Raw genomic sequence first — 19,914 nt, 5'->3', positions numbered from 1 at the left:
TGTCCTGTGGCCGTTAATTATTTTGACTACAGTCAAGCTTTGTATTAAATACGGTCATTCCTCCTGGGCAGCTTCAGCCTATAGTTGGTACGGTGCGCTCCTTTGTGGTGCTTACTTAGATATTGATCACGGCTATGAGTTTGGTCGCTTATCAATTCAGCTCCTAGAGCAATATAATGCTGTAGAGCTTAGCGCTAAAGTTGGCAATATGTTTAACGTGTTTGTTAGACCTTGGAAAGAGCATGTCCGAGAAACAAATACTTCATTAATAACAGCCATTCAAAGTGGATTTGAAAACGGGGATATCGAGTATGCTTTCTATGGTGCTGTTCACTATTGTAACTATCATTTTTTTACTGGGAATAATCTAGAATCTGTTCAACAGATACAGGGTAAATATTTTGAAGCGATCGCTAAAGCTAAGTTTGACTTCCACGAAAGCTTTATCCGCATTGGTCAACAAACCGTTGCTAATCTCCTAGGTCAAGTAGCAAATCCATGTTATTTGGTTGGTGACTATCTCGATGAATCAACTATCCTACCAAATTGGATCGAGCATAACATTGTCTTTCTTGTGCTTTGTGCCTATGGCGCAAAAACCATGCTACTGTACTTATTTAAAGAGTACACAGAAGCCGTAGAAGCCGGAGCAAGAGGAAAGCAGTATGAACAAGCAGCAGCTGGAACACTTTATGTTTCCGAGCATAGTTTCTATTACTCATTAGCGCTGTTAGCCAACTATAATCAGGTAGACTCCCAGGAAAAGCAACAGGCTCTAGAGATAGTAGCAGCAAATCAAGAGCGATTACAGTTGTGGGCAAAACATGCTCCAGTCAATTATCAACACCAATATGATCTCGTAGAAGCTGAGAGGGGAAGAGTTGAAGGAAATGTTCTGTCGGCGATGGAAGGTTATGACCGGGCAATTACCGGAGCTATGGATACGGGATATCTTCAGGTGGAAGCCTTAGCTAATGAATTAGCAGCAGAATTTTTCCTGGATTGGGATAAAACAACCATTGCTCAAGCTTACCTTACCAATGCTTATTATGCATACGCTCGCTGGGGTGCATTAGCTAAAGTTGAGGATTTGGAAAAACGCTATACTGACTTACTTGCTCCGATCCTGGTGGAATCAAAAACTAGCGTCAATCCTAGAAATATTTTACACCAAACTGTCACATCGAGCAGCACCAAAATTTCTGAAGCATTGGATTTGGCAAGTGTGATCAAAGCGTCTCAAGTCCTTTCTAGTGAAATTCACCTTGACCAGTTACTCTCTACTCTGATGGAAGTCGTTATTGAGAATGCGGGAGCAGAAAAATGTGTTCTGATTTTACCCAAAGCTGGAAAATGGGTGATTGAAGCTCAAGGTTCAATTGATCAAGTCCTAAAGCCAAGACTTCTTTCAGAAGTAGGGAACAGGCAACAGCGATGCAGCGCGGTCTTGGGGGTTTCCCCCATGAGCGACTGCATCAAGACGGCAACAGGCAACAGTGGACAAGAATTGACCCAAACAGGATCAGAAAACTACGACACCAAAAACTTAGAGACAAAACCTGTGCTCACAGTACTACAATCGATTCCTATCGAAGAAAGTAATACTATTCCGATCAGCGTCATTAATGCTGTTTCCCACAAATCTCAAGCTTTGGTATTTGATAACGCTACTGAAGAAACAACTTTAGCTGCTGACTCCTATATTATTCAGCAACAACCAAAAAGTGTTTTGTGTACTCCTATCCTTAATCAAGGTAAACTGATTGGTATTCTATATCTCGAAAATAATCAATGCACTGCCGCATTTACTAGTGACAGACTGGAAGTGCTTAAACTTTTGTGTTCTCAAGCTGCTATCTCCTTGGAAAATGCTCAACTTTACACCAATTTAGAGCAAGCCAAAAGCCAACTAGAAGATTATTCCCATAACCTAGAAGAAAAGGTAGCTGAACGCACCCAAGAACTCTCTGATACTCTCGACGACCTTAAGGCTACTCAGAAAAAGCTAGTGGAATCGGAAAAAATGGCGGCTTTGGGTAGTCTGGTGGCGGGAGTTGCCCACGAAATCAATACTCCTGTTGGTACTAGTATTACCGCTGCTTCTATTTTAGCTGATGAAACTCAAGGGTTTAGTCAGGTTTTACAAAACGGAAAATTGAAGCGATCGGTGCTACAAAATTATCTAGACACTGTCGAAGAATCTAGTGAACTAATTCTGAGTAACTTACAACGAGCTGGGGAGTTGGTGCAAAGTTTTAAACAAGTGGCAGTTGACCAAGCTCATCTAGAAAAGCGTACCTTGAATGTTAAAGAATATCTAGAGGAGGTCTTAATCAGCTTAGAGCCTCAACTCAAACAAACCTCCCATAGGTTAACGATAGACGGGGATGAAACAGTTACCATAGAAACCTATCCAGGGGCTATCTCGCAAGTTATTACGAATTTAGTCATGAACTCGATTAGCCATGGTTATCAGCCCAAACAAAATGGACAGTTACATCTTCAGGTTGACAGAGTTGATGAACAATTAATGATTACCTATCACGATGATGGCTGTGGGATTGCTCAGGATCATTTAGGGCAAATTTTTGAACCTTTCTTTACTACTGCTAGAGCCAGAGGTGGCAGTGGTTTAGGACTGCATATTGTCTATAACTTAGTGACTCAGAAGCTACTGGGACAGATTGAGGTCAAGTCTCAAATTGGGAAAGGGACTGAGTTTATTATTACTCTACCGATAGGTTGTTCGCGTAGGGTTGCCTAAAGGCCAAGGTTGTCTGTCAGAATGCAGAATGAAGAATTAAGAATGAAGAATTAAGAATGTAGAATTGAGAATGAAGAATTAAGAATGTAGAATTAAGAATGTAGAATTAAGAATGTAGAATTAAGAATGTAGAATTAAGAATGTAGAATTGAGAAATTTTATTAGCATCTAGTTGGGTAGGGTGCGTGATAAGACGGACTCGCCATGATTTTATCAGTAGCCAGTATTGGGACAGACCGTCCCGTAACGCACCACAGGTTCAAACAGCATGCATTGAGATGCACCCGTCTATTTTTTTATGGTGCCTTGGGAAAAAAATGCCTAGGAAATAAAAAAAAGCGATCGCATATCTCAACCCCTGCTCACCCCCAAAATGTTGATTTTGGAGGATTGACAACATCAATAGTTTGTGATAATGAAAACAAAATTAGGTTGATTTATATCATGTCGGGATAATTACCCTGTCTTGATGCAGTCGCTCATGGGGGAAACCCCCAAGACCGCGCTGCATCGCTTAATAAAAATTTCCCCCATCTCCCCATCTCCCCACACTTCCCACCCTCCCTGACAGGGGTAGGTTTTTAACAAAGACGTGAGTGTGGGCAGTGGAGTGTAGAAGGTTTGGGGTGTCGGGTAGTTTGAAATTAGACCCAATGGGAATAGAGTGCTGCTTGTGAAGTTCTCCCCCGGTAAATCGGAGATTATACCGGGGGCTTCTAAAATAAAGAGAGTTGAACATAGCTCTCTACCTCAGAAGTTTCCTGCTTCATAGGCTGTCGATTGACTAAGCCTCCACAGGCAGGCAAGATGATACCCACCTCGCTCAATGCCCGGTTGAGAATGTTTATCGCTGCATTCTCGTCTCTGTCGATTTCCAAACCACAGTCCGGGCATTGATGAGTTCTAACCGACAAAGTTTTAGGCACTAATGCCCCGCAGCCAGAGCAGTTCTGAGAGGTTCCATGAGGAGAAACCTTGACGACATGGCAACCGCGTTTGACCGCTACTGCTTCCAGTATCGTCATGAATCCTCCCCAACCTGCATCAAGAATTGATTTTGCTAACCTTGTCTTAGCCAGTCCTCTAATGTTTAAATCTTCAACAGCAATCAGATCAAAGCGTCGGCTTAAAGATTGAGCCACTCGGTAATGTTGCTCTTTTCGTTGCCTCTGAATCTTCTGGTGAATTCGTTGAACTCGATTCAATTGTTTTAGATAATTATTAGAGCGTTTTTGCTTCCTAGATAAACACCTCTGTGCCCTAGCAAGACGCGCTTGACCTTTTCTATAAAACTGTTTAATCGGGAAAAATTCACCCTCTGAAGTCACAGCAAATTCTTTAAGCCCAACGTCTACACCCACTCCAGTTTTAATGGTTTCAACTGGGATTAACTTAGGGATAGATTCATCCTGAATTACCAAACAAACATACCAACCATCAGCTTTTTTGATGAGTGTAGCTGTCTTAATAACAAAACCAAACGGTATCGGACGATGCCTGACAACAGGAATAACACCCAAGCGACTAATAATTATATTTTTGCCATCAAATTTAAGTGCTGCTTTTGGGTGATTAACTCGACTAAAACCAATTGACCTTAATTTGCCTTTTGATTTAAATCGAGGTCTACCACCGCGTTTCCCGGTCTTGTCTGGCACTAGCCAACGTTTCCAGGCTTGATCAAGTCTCTGCAAGTTAATTTGTTGAACTTCAGAGTAAATCTCTTTGTATTCAGGAAACAGTTGCTTAGTTTCTTTGAGTGCTGACTGCTGAAAATAATAATCAGGCTTCTCAGGAATCTCGCCAATAGGCTCTGAAATAATAGAGCAACGATCAATCTGACAACGAGTTCTGTTTAGCCAGTCTAACCGCTGACCTAACCCATAATTCCAGTGCCGTCTTAGCAACTCTAACCAGTGTTCCATCTTGGCTATTTGTTGCGGTTCTGGCTTGATTCTGTAGCAATACGTGATTATCATCTAGCAGTCCTAAATGATTAGTCAAATATATTGGCCTTAGCAATCGCTATAACCCAAGACCTGCAAAGATTTCAGATTTTGCCGATGATTTGACAACTAATTTAGGATTGCTATAGTATTTATTATACTATTTACCGCTTTTAAATGTCCAGCAAATATGAAAAAGGATTTAGGTCTGTTTAAACGCTTACCGCTGATCTTGTTCTAGTGACAAAGTATCGCTATCAAGTGATTCCCCCCACAATATTGAATCGACTAAAAACTATCTTTGTTCGCGAAGCGTCGGCTACGCCGAAGAGACTTGTCAAAAATGGTAATGTAAGCTGATTGAGTTCAATGGGAAAGTAGATCACGTATATCTGTTATTCTCTTATCCCCCTCAAGTTCAACTTAGCAAATTGATGGCAAACCTCAAGACAGTATCTAGTCGGTTAATCAGAAAAGCATATTCTGAACAACTAGCCAAATACTCTAAAAAACCTGTCTTCTGGACAGGCTCATATTTTCTTGCCTGTTGTGGAGGCGTGACTATTGAGCAGTTAAAAAAGTATGTGGAACAACAAACCCCGTCCGGCAATTCCCCGCCCGTTAAGTCTGGCGACTATAACGGGTGATCCCTTGCCTGGTCTAGTTGGGAATACTAAGGTGATTCTTCTGATCAAGCATCCAGATCCACCAGTTTCCTACTGTCAATCCTCAACTGGCCATGACTATGAGCAGCACTGTGATCACACTTACTGGCTATCAAATCACCGAAACCCTTTACGGGAGTTCCAGAACCCTAGTTTATAGAGGCTTACGGGAGTCGGATCAAATACCCGTATTCATTAAACTACTCAATACCGACTATCCTAGCTTCGGTGAACTGGTACGATTTCGCAATCAGTTCACCATTGCCAAAAACCTTGACATCCCTGGCATTGTTAAGCCTTACTCTCTGGAACACTATCGCCATAGTTATGCATTGGTGATGGAGGATTTTGGTGGTATTTCCCTGGGTAACTATAGTAATGGTCAGCCCATGAGCTTAGGCACATTCTTTCCGATTGCCTTGCAAATTGTGACCACCCTACAGGGACTATATATCCAGGGGGTGATTCACAAAGATATTAAACCTGCCAACATCCTGATTAATCCAGATACTAAACAGGTCAAACTGATTGACTTTAGTCTGGCTTCTGTGCTACCTCGGGAAACTCAGGTGCTTCAAAGTCCCAATGTCCTCGAAGGCACTCTGGCTTACCTATCACCGGAACAAACTGGACGGATGAACCGGGGCATTGACTACCGTAGCGACTTCTATAGTTTGGGAGTGACTTTCTTTGAATTGCTCACGGGACAATTACCCTTCCCTAGCATTGACCCGATGGAGTTAGTTCACTGTCATATTGCTAAGCAACCTCCTGCTGCGGATAGCCTTAAGGGCGATATTCCTGCTATGCTTTCTCAGATGATTGCCAAGCTGATGGGGAAAAATGCCGAAGACCGTTATCAGAGTGCTTTAGGGTTGAAGCATGATTTGGAAACTTGCTTCAAGCAATGGAAGGAAACTGGTAGGATTGAATCCTTTAAGTTAGGCAGTCGGGATATTTGCGTTCGCGTAGCGGGTCCTAGGGAGCATCGCTTCGTAATTCCGGAAAAACTCTATGGTCGTGCTTCGGAAGTAGAGACCTTACTGGCAGCCTTTGAGCGGGTGAGTAGCGCCACCAGTGGCATCGAAATGATACTGGTAGCAGGGTTTTCCGGCATTGGTAAAACCTCTGTGGTCAACGAAGTCCACAAGCCGATTGTGCGGCAACGAGGTTACTTCATCAAAGGTAAATTTGACCAATTCCAGCGAAACATTCCCTTTTCAGCATTTGTCCAAGCTTTCCGAGACTTGATGGGGCAACTGTTGAGTGAAACTGATGCTCAATTGCAACAGTGGAAAACTAGAATTTTGACAGCACTGGCAGATAATGGTCAAGTTATTATTGAAGTCATTCCCGAACTAGAACGGATTATCGGCAAACAGCCTGCTGTCCCAGAATTATCAGGCAGTGCCGCACAAAATCGCTTCAATCGCCTGTTCCAGAAATTCATTGAGGTCTTCACCACTCCTGAGCATCCCTTAGTAATTTTCCTGGATGATTTGCAATGGGCAGATTTGGCCTCGTTGAAGTTAATGCAATTGTTGATGAGTGAAACAGAGACTGGTTATCTGTTGCTGATTGGTGCTTATCGGGATAACGAAGTATTCCCAGCCCATCCGTTGATGGTGACCCTAGATCAGATTGCTAAAACTAAGGCTACTGTTAATACTATTACCTTAGCTCCTCTGAAGCCATCTGACCTTAACTGTTTGATTGCAGATACTCTCCATTGTACTGTGGAACTAGCAGCGCCTTTAACCGAACTAGTTGATCAAAAAACTCAAGGGAATCCTTTCTTTGCCACTCAATTTCTCAAATCTTTGCCTGAGGATGGACTGATTAGCTTTAATTTTGAATTTGGTTATTGGCAGTGTGACATTGCTCAAATTAAAGCTCTGGCTCTGACTGATGATGTCGTGGAATTTATGGCGCTTCAGTTGAAGAAGTTGCCAGTGGTGACTCAGGAGATACTTCAACTGGCTGCTTGTATTGGTAACCAATTTGATTTAGCAACCCTAGCCATTGTCTATGAAAAATCCGAAGCTGAAACAGCAGCTAATTTATGGAAGGCGCTACAAGAAGGGTTTATCTTACCAATCACTGAAATTTACAAGTTTTTTCAGGATTCTAACTCTGATCACTTATCAGTTTATGAGCTTAAGTCCTTTGATAGTTTTGATGTCAAACCGAGAGCTAAAGAAAGCTTAGGGCAACCAGTATCAGAGGTTTTGGGGCAAGAGTTTAGCTACCGATTTTTGCATGACCGAGTGCAGCAAGCCGCTTATTTTATGATTCCAGAAGACCAGAAGCAATCAACTCATTGTAAAATTGGTCAACTACTGTTAGAAAATACCTCTTTACCAGAACGGGAAGAGAAAATTTTTGATATTGTCAGCCAGTTGAATTATGGTGTGGACTTAATTTCTGAGCAAGTTGAACGGGATGAATTAGCTCAGTTAAATTTAATGGCAGGACGTAAAGCTAAGGCTTCTACAGCTTATGCTGCTGCGGTTGACTATTTAAGGTTGGGGATGAAACTGCTAGCCGCAGATAGTTGGCACAGTAACTATGACCTAACCTTATCATTATATCAAGAAGCCGCCCAATCAGAGTACCTCAGCACTAACTTTGACAGAGCAATTGCCTTAAGCGATAGTATTTTAGACCAAGCCACTAACCGCCTTGACTGCGTAAAGGCCTCGGAGCTAAAAATACAGATTTATATTGGTCAAGACTACCAGAGCAAAGGGATAGAGATTGGATTAGAAGCCTTAGAAAAGCTGAAGATTCCCCTAGTATCTAGTGCCTCAGGATACAAGAACAAGTTAGTGAAATTACCATCCCTAAGGGATTTGGCAACTATGCCAACCATGACTAATCCCGAGCAACTAGCGGCGATTCGGATTCTATTAACCCTTGCCCCTCCGATACATCGGATCAAACCTAATCTGTATCCGTATGTGGCATTGACTATGATTGGTCTATGTCTCAACCATGGTCATTCATCCTTAGCCGCTGGTGTCTATGTAATTTACGGTGTGTTTCTCCGTGAATTTATCGGGGATGTGGCGTCGGCTTATCACTCTGGTCAGATAGCGTTACGGCTGTTGGAGCAGTATCAAGCTAAAACCCTGACATCTAAAGTTCACCTAATTTTCAGCGTTTTTATCTGTCCTGGCAAAGAACATGGCAGAGCAACACTAAATTTATTGCGGGAGGGAATTCAACGTGTACGTGAAGAAGGAAATATAGAATATGTTGGCTATTTTATTAACGCCTATTTTACTCATTTATATTTGCTGGGTGATAGTTTAGTTTTTACAAACCAAGAAGCTAGTAAATATATCGAATTACTAGTTATAACCCAACAACAATATTGTTTATTGTATACTAATATATGGAAACACGTAACCTTAAGCTTTCAAGGATTATTAGCTGATAAATCTCAATTAGTGAGTGATGACTTTAATGAGTATGAAATGTTTAATCATTTCCAGGAAACTCATAATTATCAGTCACTGTTTACCCTCCATTTAGCTAAATTAATCATTCGCTATACCTTTCACGATTACGAACAAGCTGTTGTTCATGGTTCAAAAGCTATCGAGTATGAAGATGGAGCATTTGGTCTACTGGTAGTTGTTGCTCATAACTTCTACTATTCCCTATCCTTACTTGCTCAGTATCCTAACTGCGATCGCCTTTGGCGCGGCAAAGCCCATCGCGAAGCGTGGCCTACAGCCAATCGCACTCAGCAAGACGACTACCTAAACCAAGTAAAGGTGAACCAAACAACCATGGGTAATTGGGCTAACCATGCTCCTTCCAATTTCCAACACAAGTACAATTTAGTGGCAGCAGAAATAGCACGAGTTGTTGGGGATACTCTGGATGCTATGGAGCTTTACGATCTTGCTATTGCTGGCGCAAAAGATAACGAATACCTTCACGAAGAAGCCCTTGCTAATGAACTGGCTGCTAGGTTTTACTTAGAGGGGGGTAAACCAAAAATTGCCCAAATTTACCTTACTGATGCCTACTATGCCTATGCTCGCTGGGGAGCTAAAGCTAAAGTTGAGGATTTAGAAAAATGCTATCCTGAATTACTGAGTGTGATCCAGCAACAACAGACTATTAGCCTCGATCCTAGCAATTCAATCACCACTGACCATAGCCAGTCTTTATCGACTTTGACCCTAATCCAAAGTATCAGCTCCCATACCCTCAGTGTTTCAGACGCTTTAGATTTGGCAACAGTGATCAAAGCATCTCAAGCTATTGCCAGGGAAATTCAACTTGAGCAGTTATTCTCTACCTTAATGAAAGTGATCATTGAGAATGCAGGAGCAGAAAAATGTGCTTTGATTTTGCCTAAAGCTGGACAATGGGTGATCGACGCTTACTATATAACTCAGTCTATCTCCAAAGGCAACTCCGAAGGTAACTCCGAAGGCAATTCAGAATCAGATGGGCAATTTTATATCACCGTATTGCAATCAATTCCGGTAGTAAAGAGTCAAGACATTTCAGTTAGCGTGATCAACTATGTTGCCCATAGCTCCGAAACTTTAGTATTAGATAACGCTAGTGTGGAAACGATGTTGGCAGCTGACCTTTATATTATTAAGCAACAACCTAAGAGTATCTTGTGTACACCTATCCTAAATCACGGTCAACTGATTGGGATTGTGTACCTTGAAAACAATCAATCTACCGGAGCCTTTACTAAGGATAGGTTAGAAATTCTGGAACTGTTGTGCTCTCAAGCGGCTATCTCTCTAGAAAATGCTAATCTCTACAACACCCTGGAAGAAAAAGTTGCTGAACGTACTCAAGAACTGTCTGAAACTCTCGAAGACCTGAAAGCAACTCAGAAACAGTTAGTGGAATCTGAGACTAGAGCAGTTTTAAGTAGCTTTGTGGCTGGTGTCACTGACGAAATTAGTACGCCAGTTGGTAATGGGATTACTGCTGCTTCTACCCTAGCTGATGAAACTCTTGGATTTCTCCGTAGTTTCCAAGAGGGTAAATTAAAGCGCTCGGCACTCAAAAACTATGTAGAAGTGGCTCAAGAATCGAGTGAATTAATTCTGAGTAACTTACAACGGGCTGGGGAGTTGGTGCAAAATTTCCGGCAAGTTGCTGTTGACCAAAATGATTTACAAAAGCGCAGGTTAAATCTTAAACACTATCTCGACGAGGTCTTACTTACTTTAGAGCCTAAACTAAAACAGACTTCCCATAGTTTAACTTTAGAAGGAGATGATACAGTTACGATCAATACTTATCCAGGAGCTATTTGGAAAATTATTACTAATTTAGTGATCAATTCCATTACCCATGGCTATCAACCATCAGAGCAAGGACAGTTAACCTTAACTGTTGAAAGGATTCAAGACCAGGTTATGCTTAAATATCATGATGATGGCTGTGGGATTCCCATCGAGCATGTGGGCAAAATTTTTGAACCTTTCTTTACTACTGCTAGACCTCAAGGCAGAACTGGTTTAGGACTGCATATTGTCTATAATTTAGTGACTCAGAAGCTACTGGGACAGATTGAGGTTAACTCGGAAGTGGGTCAAGGCACTGAGTTTATGATTACTCTACCGATAGGTTGAACGCGAACGCGTGGCCTAAAGGCCAAGGTAGGTTGGTTGAAGGTTGAACGCGAACGCGTGGCCAAAGGCCAAGGTAGGTTGGTTGAAGGTTGGTTGAAGGTAGGTTGGTTGAAGGTAGGTTGGTTGAAGTTTGTTCGCGTAGCGTGGCCAAAGGCCAAGGTTGAAGGTTGAACGCGAACGCGTGGCCAAAGGCCAAGGTAGGTTGGTTGAAGGTTATTGAACGCGATCGCGTGGCCGAAAGGCCAAGGTTGAACGTGATCGCGTGGCCTAAAAGCCAAGGTTGGTTAAGGGTAGCATGAGCCTAGGGCCTTAGCTATCATTTAGATCATGTCAGGATAATTACCCTTAATAAACACCTTCCCCATCTCCCTATCTCCCCATCTCCCTATCTCCCCATCTCCCTATCTCCCCACACTTCCTCTAATTATGGGTATTCAACCTGACTTGATATTATTTGTGATAACGGAACTATAACCAATCCTAAATCAGAGCCATAGCATATTTAAATCCAGCTTTTGAAGATATTTGTGTAAAAATAAAGAAAAGTTACATATCTTAAAAATAGCGGATAAAGGAGTAAAGGGATGGTAGTACTCACTGACCGGGTTCAAAAGCGGCTAACCATAGAGACTAGCGAGATTGCTCCAGATACCACCACTATTCGTTCTTTGGATTGGGATCGCGATCGCTTCGACATCGAATTTGGACTGCAAAACGGCACCACGTACAACTCGTATCTGATTCGGGGTGAGAAAATTGCCTTGGTGGATACCTCCCATGAAAAATTCCGCCAGCTATATTTAGATACTTTAACCGGACTAATTAACCCTACCGATATTGATTACTTAATTATCAGCCATACCGAACCAGACCACAGTGGCTTAGTCAAAGATGTCCTTGCACTGGCTCCAGATATTACTGTGGTGGGCTCAAAAGTGGCGATCCAGTTCCTAGAAGACTTTGTACACCAACCGTTTCAGCGCCAAATTGTCAAAAGTGGTAATCAGCTGGATTTAGGCAATGGGCATATCCTGGATTTTGTCAATGCCCCTAATCTTCATTGGCCTGACACCATGCTCACTTACGATGGGGGGACTAAGGTGCTGTATACTTGTGATGTCTTTGGCATGCACTACTGCTCTGCTAGCACCTATGATGACAACCTTAGCGCTATCGAAGCAGATTATCGATTTTACTACGAATGCCTGATGGCTCCCAATGCCCGTTCAGTGCTATCTGCTCTCAAGCGGATGGACAAGTTGGGAGAGGTAACTACTATTGCTAATGGTCATGGTCCTCTACTGCGCCACAATGTAGAACAACTGGTAGGAAATTACCGCGACTGGAGTCAAGCCAAGGCCAAGGCAGAAAAATCGGTTGTTGTGTTTTATGTCTCAGATTATGGCTATAGCGATCGCATTTCTCAAGCGATCGCCCTAGGGATTACCAAAACTGAGATTGCTGTGGAGATGATGGACCTCAAATCCGCTGACCCCCAAGAGGTTCAGGAAGCCGTTAACCGTGCGGCTGGCATAGTGATTGGCATGGCTCCAGCCACAAACAGCACTACTACAGCAGCAGTTAGTACGGTACTGGCTGCAGTCAAATCCAAGCAATCCGTTGGTCTGTTTGAATCCTATGGCGATGATGATGAACCCATTGACCCCCTACGTACTCAATTTAGAAGCCTAGGACTCAAAGAAGCCTTTCCTGCAATTCGGATCAAAGATACTCCTAGTGAAACCACTTACAAGCTTTGTGAAGAAGCCGGTACTGACATGGGGCAATGGCTGAGTCGCGATCGCTTGATCAAGAACATGAAATCCCTAGATACAGACCTAGACAAAGCTTTAGGTCGTCTCAGTGGTGGATTGTATATCATCACGGCCAAGAAAGGGGATGTCAAGAGTGCGATGTTAGCCTCTTGGGTGAGCCAAGCTAGCTTCGAGCCTCTCGGTTTCACCATTGCTGTAGCCAAAGACCGGGCGATTGAATCCTTGATGCAAGTGGGAGATCGCTTTGTACTCAATGTACTGGAAGAAGGCAACTACCAAGACTTAATGAAACACTTCCTCAAACGCTTCAAACCTGGTGCTGACCGCTTTGCAGGGGTGAATACACAAACCGCAGAAAACGGTTCCCCGATTCTAAGCGATGCCCTAGCTTATCTAGAGTGTAAAGTTACCACCCGTATGGAGTGTAGTGATCATTGGATTGTTTACTCTACCGTTGAGACCGGACGGGTTTCTAAGCCAGAGTCTCTGACTGCTATCCACCATCGGAAAGTGGGAAATCATTACTAAACCTTAGGTTTAATTGTTGAATTGTTGAAGGTTGAACGCGCACGCGTGGCCAAAGGCCAAGGTTGAAGGTTGGATTGTTGAAGGTTGAACGCGCACGCGTGGCCAAAGGCCAAGGTTGGATTGTTGAAGGTTGGATTGTTGAAGGTTGAACGCGCACGCGTGGCCAAAGGCCAAGGTTGAATTGTTGAAGGTTGGATTGTTGAAGGTTGAACGCGCACGCGTGGCCAAAGGCCAAGGTTGAATTGTTGAAGGTTGGATTGTTGAAGGTTGAACGCGCACGCGTGGCCTTTTGGCCAAGGTTTTTTTGCTCAGAATATAATCTGTAAGATGATAACTGATTAACCAAATAACCTGTAAATTTAAACCGATTTTTCAACCGATTAAATTTCAAGCTTAAACTAAATAACCTTCAATAAATTAACCTGTAACATTAAACCAAAGAACCTTGGCCTTTGGCCACGCGTGCGCGTTCAACCTTAAACCAAAGAACCTTCAACCAAAGAACCTTCAACCTGATAACTTTCAACCTGATAACCTGCCTGATAACCTGCCTGATAACCTGAACCCATGAACACTACAAAACCCCGTGACGTCCAACCCCTGCATATTGCTACCGATACCCTCATATTGCGATCGCGTACTTGGGACCGGCTCAAATTTGAAATCGAATATGCCTTGCAACGAGGCACTACTGCTAATTCTTTTGTAATTCGAGCTGATCAAATCGCCTTATTCGATCCACCAGGAGAATCTTTTACAGAGGTGTTTCTAAAAGCATTACAAGAACGCCTTGACCCGAAGCTGATCGATTATGTCATCCTCGGTCACCTCAATCCCAATCGCCTGGTTACTCTGAATGCCCTGCTCAAACTTGCTCCTGAGATTACCTTTGTTTGCTCCAATCCTGGTGCTAAATCCTTGCGCACTCTGTTTGAGAAACTAGAAGATAAAGCTATTCCAGAACAGGAGCTTAAAATCCTGGTGATGAAAGGGGATGATACTCTCGATTTAGGTGAAGGTCACATCCTAGACTTTATCCCTACCCCTAATCCCCGTTTCCCTGATCAGCTTTGTACCTACGATCCTAAAACTCAAATCCTATTTACAGATAAATTATTTGGTGCTCATGTCTGTGGCGACCAGGTAATGGATGAAGGTTGGAGGGTTTATAACGAAGACCGACGCTATTATTTTGATTGCCTGATGGCACCCCACGCCCGACAGGTGGAAACAGCTTTAGCTAAATTAGCTGACTTTGATGCTAAGCTTTATGCTACCGGTCACGGCCCCTTGGTGCGCTATGGCTTTCAAGAACTGACTGAGTCCTATGGGAAATGGAGTAAGCAACAACAAGCTCAAGAGGCCAATGTTGCCCTAATTTATGCCTCAGCTTACGGCAATACTGGAGCTATTGCCCAAGCGATCGCACGAGGTATCACGAAAGCTGGTGTATCGGTAGAATCCCTGAACTGTGAAGCAGCTGAGCCGGAAGAGATTGGCGCTGCTGTGGAGAAAGCAGACGGATTTATCATGGGTTCTCCTACCCTAGGAGGTCACGCACCAACCCAGGTTCAAACCGCTTTGGGTATGGTTTTATCTAGCGCTACGAAAACTAAGCTAGCGGGTGTTTTTGGTTCCTATGGCTGGAGTGGGGAAGCCATTGACCTATTAGAAAATAAGTTCCGGGATGCCGGTTACAAGTTTGGCTTTGAGACGATTCGGGTCAAATTTAAGCCTACAGACAAAGACCTCAAATACTGTGAAGAAGCTGGTACAGATTTTGCTCAATCCCTGAAAAAAGCCAAAAAAGCCCGGAAACCCAAGCAACCTGCTGGTGAGTCTTCCGCTGCTCGCACGGAGCAAGCGGTGGGACGGTTGATTGGTTCACTGTGTGTTGTGACTACTAAACAACAAGACCTGACCGGAGCGATGCTAGCTTCCTGGGTATCTCAAGCTACCTTTACCCCTCCAGGGTTAACCGTAGCGGTAGCTAAAGAACGAGCAGTTGAGTCTTTGATGCACACTGGAGATAACTTTGTCTTGAATGTGTTAGAAGATGGGAAACATTTACCCTTGATGAAACAGTTTCTCAAACCCTTTGGACCTGGTGAAGACCGATTTGGTGGGATAAAGATCGAAGAAGCAGAGAATGGTTGTCCAATTCTAAGTGATGCCCTAGCTTATTTGGAATGTACTGTAGAAAATCGGATGGAATGTGGTGACCATTGGCTAGTTTATGGGGTAGTTAAGAATGGTAAGGTGCTATCTGATGGAGTAACTGCCCTGCATCATCGTAAGTCGGGAACCTATTATTAATAGGAAATACTTTTTTGGTTTAAAGGGAACAGGGAACAGAAGGGAGCATGTCACCTTTGTAACTATGTATATAGATCCCCCCTAACCCCCCTTAAAAAAGAATTATATTCAAAAGTCCCCCTTACTAAGGGAAACGGGGGATCTGACATGCTCCCGAATAGAACTATGTCTTAACTTTGAATTCAACTGCTATAGACCTAAAAAAAGTGATGCTCAGGAAAGAGTGTCGCTTTTTTTTTAAACCCTAAAACTATAGCCACGATTATTATACTTCATAAAAATCTCCCCATCTCCCCATCTCCCCATCTCCCCATCTCCCCATCTCTCCACCCTCCCTACTCCCTACTCCCTACTCCCTATTCCCTACTTCCAAATGGGACTATTTTCCACTAGCTGTTAGAATGTTCCAGTAGCCAAGGACTAATCACAATGAAGTCTAAACTCAAATATATCCTCCGTTGCACGTTGTGTGGAAAAGAGTATGAACCAGACCCTTTCCGCCTTTGCTGTGACGAGAAACATGAGCCATCCCTTCTGCGTGCTGTCTATGCTAACGAAAAGCTAGAAGTCAAAGAGAATCTCCCAGGTTTATTCCGATATATCGATTGGCTACCGGTTGATCGATACTTAGAGGCAGATGGGAAACCGATTACTTATCAAAGCAAAAATCTGGCTCACCATCTCGGATTAGATCATCTTTTCATTTCTTTCAATGGCTACTGGCCAGAGCGAGATGCTCATCTTTCGACTTGTTCGTTTAAAGAATTAGAAGCTTTCCCTATATTAGCTAGAATACCAGAGGATAACCCCAAAACCCTAGTCGTTGCTTCAGCTGGAAATACGGGCCGAGCGTTTGCTACGGTTTGCTCTAAGCTGAAAATCCCCTTCTGCTTGGTCATTCCAGAGCAAAATTTATCCGCCATCTGGTCAAAGGATCGTTTTGATTCTTGTGTTCGTCTAATCGCTGTTGGTGGGAATGGTGACTACTCCGATGCGATTCGTATCGGACAAATCATCAGTCAATTAGAGGGTTTCTTTCCGGAAGGAGGAGCTAAAAATGTAGCCAGACGGGATGGCATGGGGCTAACGGTTGTGGATGCTACAGTCACCATTGGTGAAATTCCTGATCACTATTTCCAAGCCGTCGGTTCCGGTACTGGTGGGATTTCAGCTTACGAAGCCAATCTCAGATTTTTAGCAGATGGCAGATTTGGCAACAAAAAAATGAAGCTTCACCTCTGTCAAAACATTCCTTTTACACCCATGACCGATGCTTGGAAAGCGGGTAAGCGAGAAATTACTGCTTTGAGCGAAATAGAAGCAAAAAAATCCATTAGTCAGGTTTCTGCTAAGGTACTTACTAACCGAAATCCAGCTTACTCTCTTGCGGGAGGGGTTTATGAAGCATTAGCGGATACTGATGGAGAAATGTATGGTGTGACTAATGACGAATCAGAGAAAGCAAGGGCTTTATTTGAGCAATTGGAAGGAATAGATGTTAGTCCTGCTGCCGGTGTGGCAACTGGTGCTTTAATTCAAGCAGTTGAAGCGGGGAAAATAGCTAAAAAGGACACCATTGTGCTCAATATTACTAGTGGAGGCTACAAACGTATGCGCCAAGATTATCCTTTACACTACCTCAAACCTGATTTAGTTTTTACACCTGAAGAGATCGAGCCTGATTTTCTGGAACATAGCATTAGCAGTGTATCATAACGGTTTACCAGTTAAACAGTTGAATATCCATGAAAACCTTATCCACTCTTGCAGTCCATCAAATCAAACCCTTTGGGGTGAAGCTGACGAACGTTGATCTTAATTCCCCAGAACAATGCGATCGCATTCGAGAGCTGCTGTATGAAAATGGGGTAGTGCTCATCCCTCCTGACGGAGGCAGTTTCGGTGATCAACCAATCCAAGCTGATGCCAGCCTGTTAAAGTTGGCGGGACTTTTCGGGAAGATCGAGAACTACCACCCAGTAAACGCACCCAAAGACAGCACTGGCAAGGTGCAAATTCTGGAAACCATGGGTGACACGGGGATTCCAGCGGATTCCTTCCTATTCCACTCAGATATGAGCTGGCGAGTTAACCCATCCCGGGCCAGCGTATTATGTGGGTTTATCCTGCCTCCTAGCGGTGGTAATACCTGCTTCCAAAATGCTAACCAAATGTACCGCAATCTGTCACCGGAACTAAGGGAGCAGTTGCATGGTATCAGCGCTCTCCACTCTCTGCAGAAGGGTTATGCCCGGGTCAACCGACCGGATGATGTGACTAATGACGTGCAGGCTATTCATCCGGCAGTGATTAAGCATCCCGACACAGGTGTTCCACTACTCTACCTGAACCCAAATTTCACGGTGTCCTTGGTAGGAATGTCGGAACAGGAGAGTACGGAACTTATGAACCGCGTCTTTGAGCAAGCCAACGGTCCAGACCAGGTTCTTTGCCATTCCTGGACTAAGGGGGATGTGGTGATCTGGGACAACTTTGGAGTGCAGCACCTGGCTAGGGCAGACTACCTTGGCCTGCGCCGAATGCATCGGGTGGTGGCCCACGACCCTCATCTGCGGACAGAGCGTTATGTAGGGGAAACAGGGGATGTCAAGGAAGGCATCAGTAATATCGAGCACTACATCAAGCAAGATGACCATCAGGCTAGTTATCAGGAATGGGCATTGCGCTATGAACAGGACGTAAATCAAGCTGGCTACAAAATCCCAGCTATTGCCACTGATATTTTGGCGCAATATCTCGGTAAACTGGTGCAAACCGATGAACCACGAATCTTAGATGTGGCGGCTGGTACAGGGCAGAATGCCTTGCTGCTGATGCGTAATCATGGCCTCACCAACCTAGAGGCAATGGACGTTTCCACCGAGATGTTGTTTGAGGCGCGTCGCCGGGAACTCTACTGTAAGTATCATGTAGAAGATGCTAATCAACCCTTGCCCATACCCGACCGTCAGTACGATGCTGTGCTGTGTGTGGGAGGGCTTTTAGCAAGCCATATTCGAGCACAACCAGCCTTGGAAGAGTTCATCCGGGTCACAAAGGATGGCGGACTGGTAGTCTTGTCAATGCGGGAAGCCGAGAGTGAATACACTGCCGAGGTTAGCCGACTAGTGACCACAGGGGTGGCTGAGGTGGTACACGAGCACTCATTTGTGGGCATTGAAACCAACCAGGAAGTACGCCACCACATTTTTGTCCTGCGAGCACTGGGCGACAACAATTCAGACCAGTCAGCAGCCCAATACAACCAGGCACGCAGCCCCTTTGGGGTACAAGAGATCTTGGGATTTGTCCGGCCAGGAGATGTGGTGTTAGACGCTGGCTGCGGGACAGGGCAGCACGCACGATACCTTGCTGAGGCGGCAAGTAACGTTGTGGGAATTGACACAGATTCCGCGCGGATTGCGATCGCCAAAGAACATTGTCAAGACTTGGACAATGCCAGCTTTGAGGTGGCTTCCGTCACCAAGCTTCCTTTTGAGGACGGTTCCTTTGAGCTAGTGCTGTTGGCCCAAGTGCTACACCACCTTGGAGGGGAAGATGTGCATTCAGCCGAAACTTCAACGTCTTTAAGGGAGCAATGTGAGCGGGCGATCGCGGAAGCCAAACGAGTGCTGAAACCTGGTGGACGACTTGTACTTGTCACTACTAGCCGAGAGCAGCGTCGTCAAGCTTACTGGCATTTTAACCTCTTTCCAGAATCAGCGTGGGAGCGTCTGGATTCGGTCTGGTCCCTAACAGAGGGTGTTTGGTTCACATCGCTGATAGAGAAAATGGGGTTCACAATCACCGGTAATGTAACCCCAGCGGAATCCCACTGGATTGAAGCCCAGGATGAACAGATGGTGAGGCTAAGCCTCGACCCTGGTTGGCGGTCAACAGATGTGGCATTTGCGTTGCTGACACCTGATGAAATGAGTCAGTTTGTGGCTCAGGTCGAGGCGGTGCTAGGGGATGGCTCTGCAAAGGAGCTAATCAATGGGGCGCTTGCGGGGCGGGCTTCCCATGGGGAGGCTACCGTTTATGCCTATGATCTTAAATCTGAATAAAGCCCTGTTGTGATTGTTGAGATTTTCCTCAAGGTGGGGAAAATCGGGAGTATGTCACCTTTGTAATTATGTACATAGATCCCCCCTAACCCCCCTTAACCAAGGCAGGGCTGTTTCTTGCGTCCGACTAAAACGTCATTTGTGGGGAGGTGGGGAGATAGGGAGATAGGGAGATAGGGGGGATTAAAGCTAATAAAAAGTTATTTTTAACCTGAAAAAAAACCTCTCCCCA

At 44.2% G+C, this 19,914-nt stretch carries 11 protein-coding genes and 1 pseudogene; 8 read left to right on the top strand and 4 right to left on the bottom strand.

Features of this window, described 5'->3' with window-relative positions; genetic code table 11:
- Positions 1 to 2,764: ATP-binding protein (locus tag F6J99_RS23380; protein WP_293115782.1), on the top strand; the 2,764-nt coding region annotated here is incomplete at its 5' end.
- A gap of 204 nt (positions 2,765 to 2,968) precedes the next feature.
- Positions 2,969 to 3,220, top strand: coding sequence for a hypothetical protein (locus tag F6J99_RS23375; RefSeq protein ID WP_293115780.1), 252 nt, complete (start codon positions 2,969 to 2,971; stop codon positions 3,218 to 3,220).
- On the opposite strand, the gene F6J99_RS23370 is transcribed toward F6J99_RS23375, so the two are convergent.
- Together F6J99_RS23370 and F6J99_RS23365 are read right to left on the bottom strand one after the other, a co-directional pair.
- The gene (locus tag F6J99_RS23370) at positions 3,221 to 3,418 is read right to left on the bottom strand and encodes a hypothetical protein (RefSeq protein ID WP_293115778.1); all 198 of its coding nucleotides are present in this window, start codon (positions 3,416 to 3,418) and stop codon (positions 3,221 to 3,223) included.
- 62 nt (positions 3,419 to 3,480) lie between these two features.
- Complete coding sequence (locus F6J99_RS23365) at positions 3,481 to 4,743, bottom strand: transposase (protein WP_293115776.1); 1,263 nt, start codon at positions 4,741 to 4,743, stop codon at positions 3,481 to 3,483.
- Between the two features lie 201 nt (positions 4,744 to 4,944).
- On the opposite strand from F6J99_RS23365, the pseudogene tnpA reads away from it, so the two are divergent.
- Both tnpA and F6J99_RS23355 read left to right on the top strand, forming a co-directional pair.
- Positions 4,945 to 5,357: pseudogene (tnpA, locus tag F6J99_RS23360) on the top strand (IS200/IS605 family transposase); the annotation flags it as partial.
- A 92-nt stretch (positions 5,358 to 5,449) separates the two neighbouring features.
- Positions 5,450 to 10,996: an ATP-binding sensor histidine kinase gene (locus F6J99_RS23355; protein ID WP_293115774.1), complete on the top strand. Its 5,547-nt coding sequence runs from the start codon at positions 5,450 to 5,452 to the stop codon at positions 10,994 to 10,996.
- Here the strand turns inward: F6J99_RS23355 and F6J99_RS23350 are convergent.
- Positions 10,957 to 11,274, bottom strand: a complete 318-nt coding sequence (locus F6J99_RS23350; protein WP_293115772.1) for a hypothetical protein — start codon at positions 11,272 to 11,274, stop codon at positions 10,957 to 10,959. The genes F6J99_RS23355 and F6J99_RS23350 overlap by 40 nt on opposite strands.
- A gap of 306 nt (positions 11,275 to 11,580) precedes the next feature.
- Between F6J99_RS23350 and F6J99_RS23345 the strand changes: the two genes are divergently transcribed.
- Positions 11,581 to 13,299: a diflavin flavoprotein gene (locus F6J99_RS23345; RefSeq protein WP_293115770.1), complete on the top strand. Its 1,719-nt coding sequence runs from the start codon at positions 11,581 to 11,583 to the stop codon at positions 13,297 to 13,299.
- Between the two features lie 9 nt (positions 13,300 to 13,308).
- On the opposite strand, the gene F6J99_RS23340 is transcribed toward F6J99_RS23345, so the two are convergent.
- Positions 13,309 to 13,596 carry a hypothetical protein gene (locus tag F6J99_RS23340; protein ID WP_293115768.1) on the bottom strand — a complete coding sequence of 96 codons (288 nt, stop codon included), beginning with the start codon at positions 13,594 to 13,596 and terminating at the stop codon, positions 13,309 to 13,311.
- Positions 13,597 to 13,866: 270 nt separating this feature from the next.
- On the opposite strand from F6J99_RS23340, the gene F6J99_RS23335 reads away from it, so the two are divergent.
- From F6J99_RS23335 to F6J99_RS23325, 3 genes are all read left to right on the top strand, one after another.
- Positions 13,867 to 15,615 carry a diflavin flavoprotein gene (locus F6J99_RS23335; RefSeq protein ID WP_293115766.1) on the top strand — a complete coding sequence of 583 codons (1,749 nt, stop codon included), beginning with the start codon at positions 13,867 to 13,869 and terminating at the stop codon, positions 15,613 to 15,615.
- 429 nt (positions 15,616 to 16,044) lie between these two features.
- Positions 16,045 to 17,331 carry a cysteate synthase gene (locus tag F6J99_RS23330; protein WP_293115764.1) on the top strand — a complete coding sequence of 429 codons (1,287 nt, stop codon included), beginning with the start codon at positions 16,045 to 16,047 and terminating at the stop codon, positions 17,329 to 17,331.
- A 29-nt stretch (positions 17,332 to 17,360) separates the two neighbouring features.
- Positions 17,361 to 19,682, top strand: a complete 2,322-nt coding sequence (locus F6J99_RS23325; protein ID WP_293115762.1) for a TauD/TfdA family dioxygenase — start codon at positions 17,361 to 17,363, stop codon at positions 19,680 to 19,682.
- The last annotated feature ends 232 nt before the right edge of the window (positions 19,683 to 19,914 follow it).

The organism is Moorena sp. SIO4G3 (genome assembly GCF_010692305.1).
Lineage (GTDB): Bacteria > Cyanobacteriota > Cyanobacteriia > Cyanobacteriales > Coleofasciculaceae > Moorena > Moorena producens_A.
The sequence above is the reverse complement of the archived record's forward strand: the minus strand, read 5'-3'. Positions and strand labels throughout refer to the sequence as shown.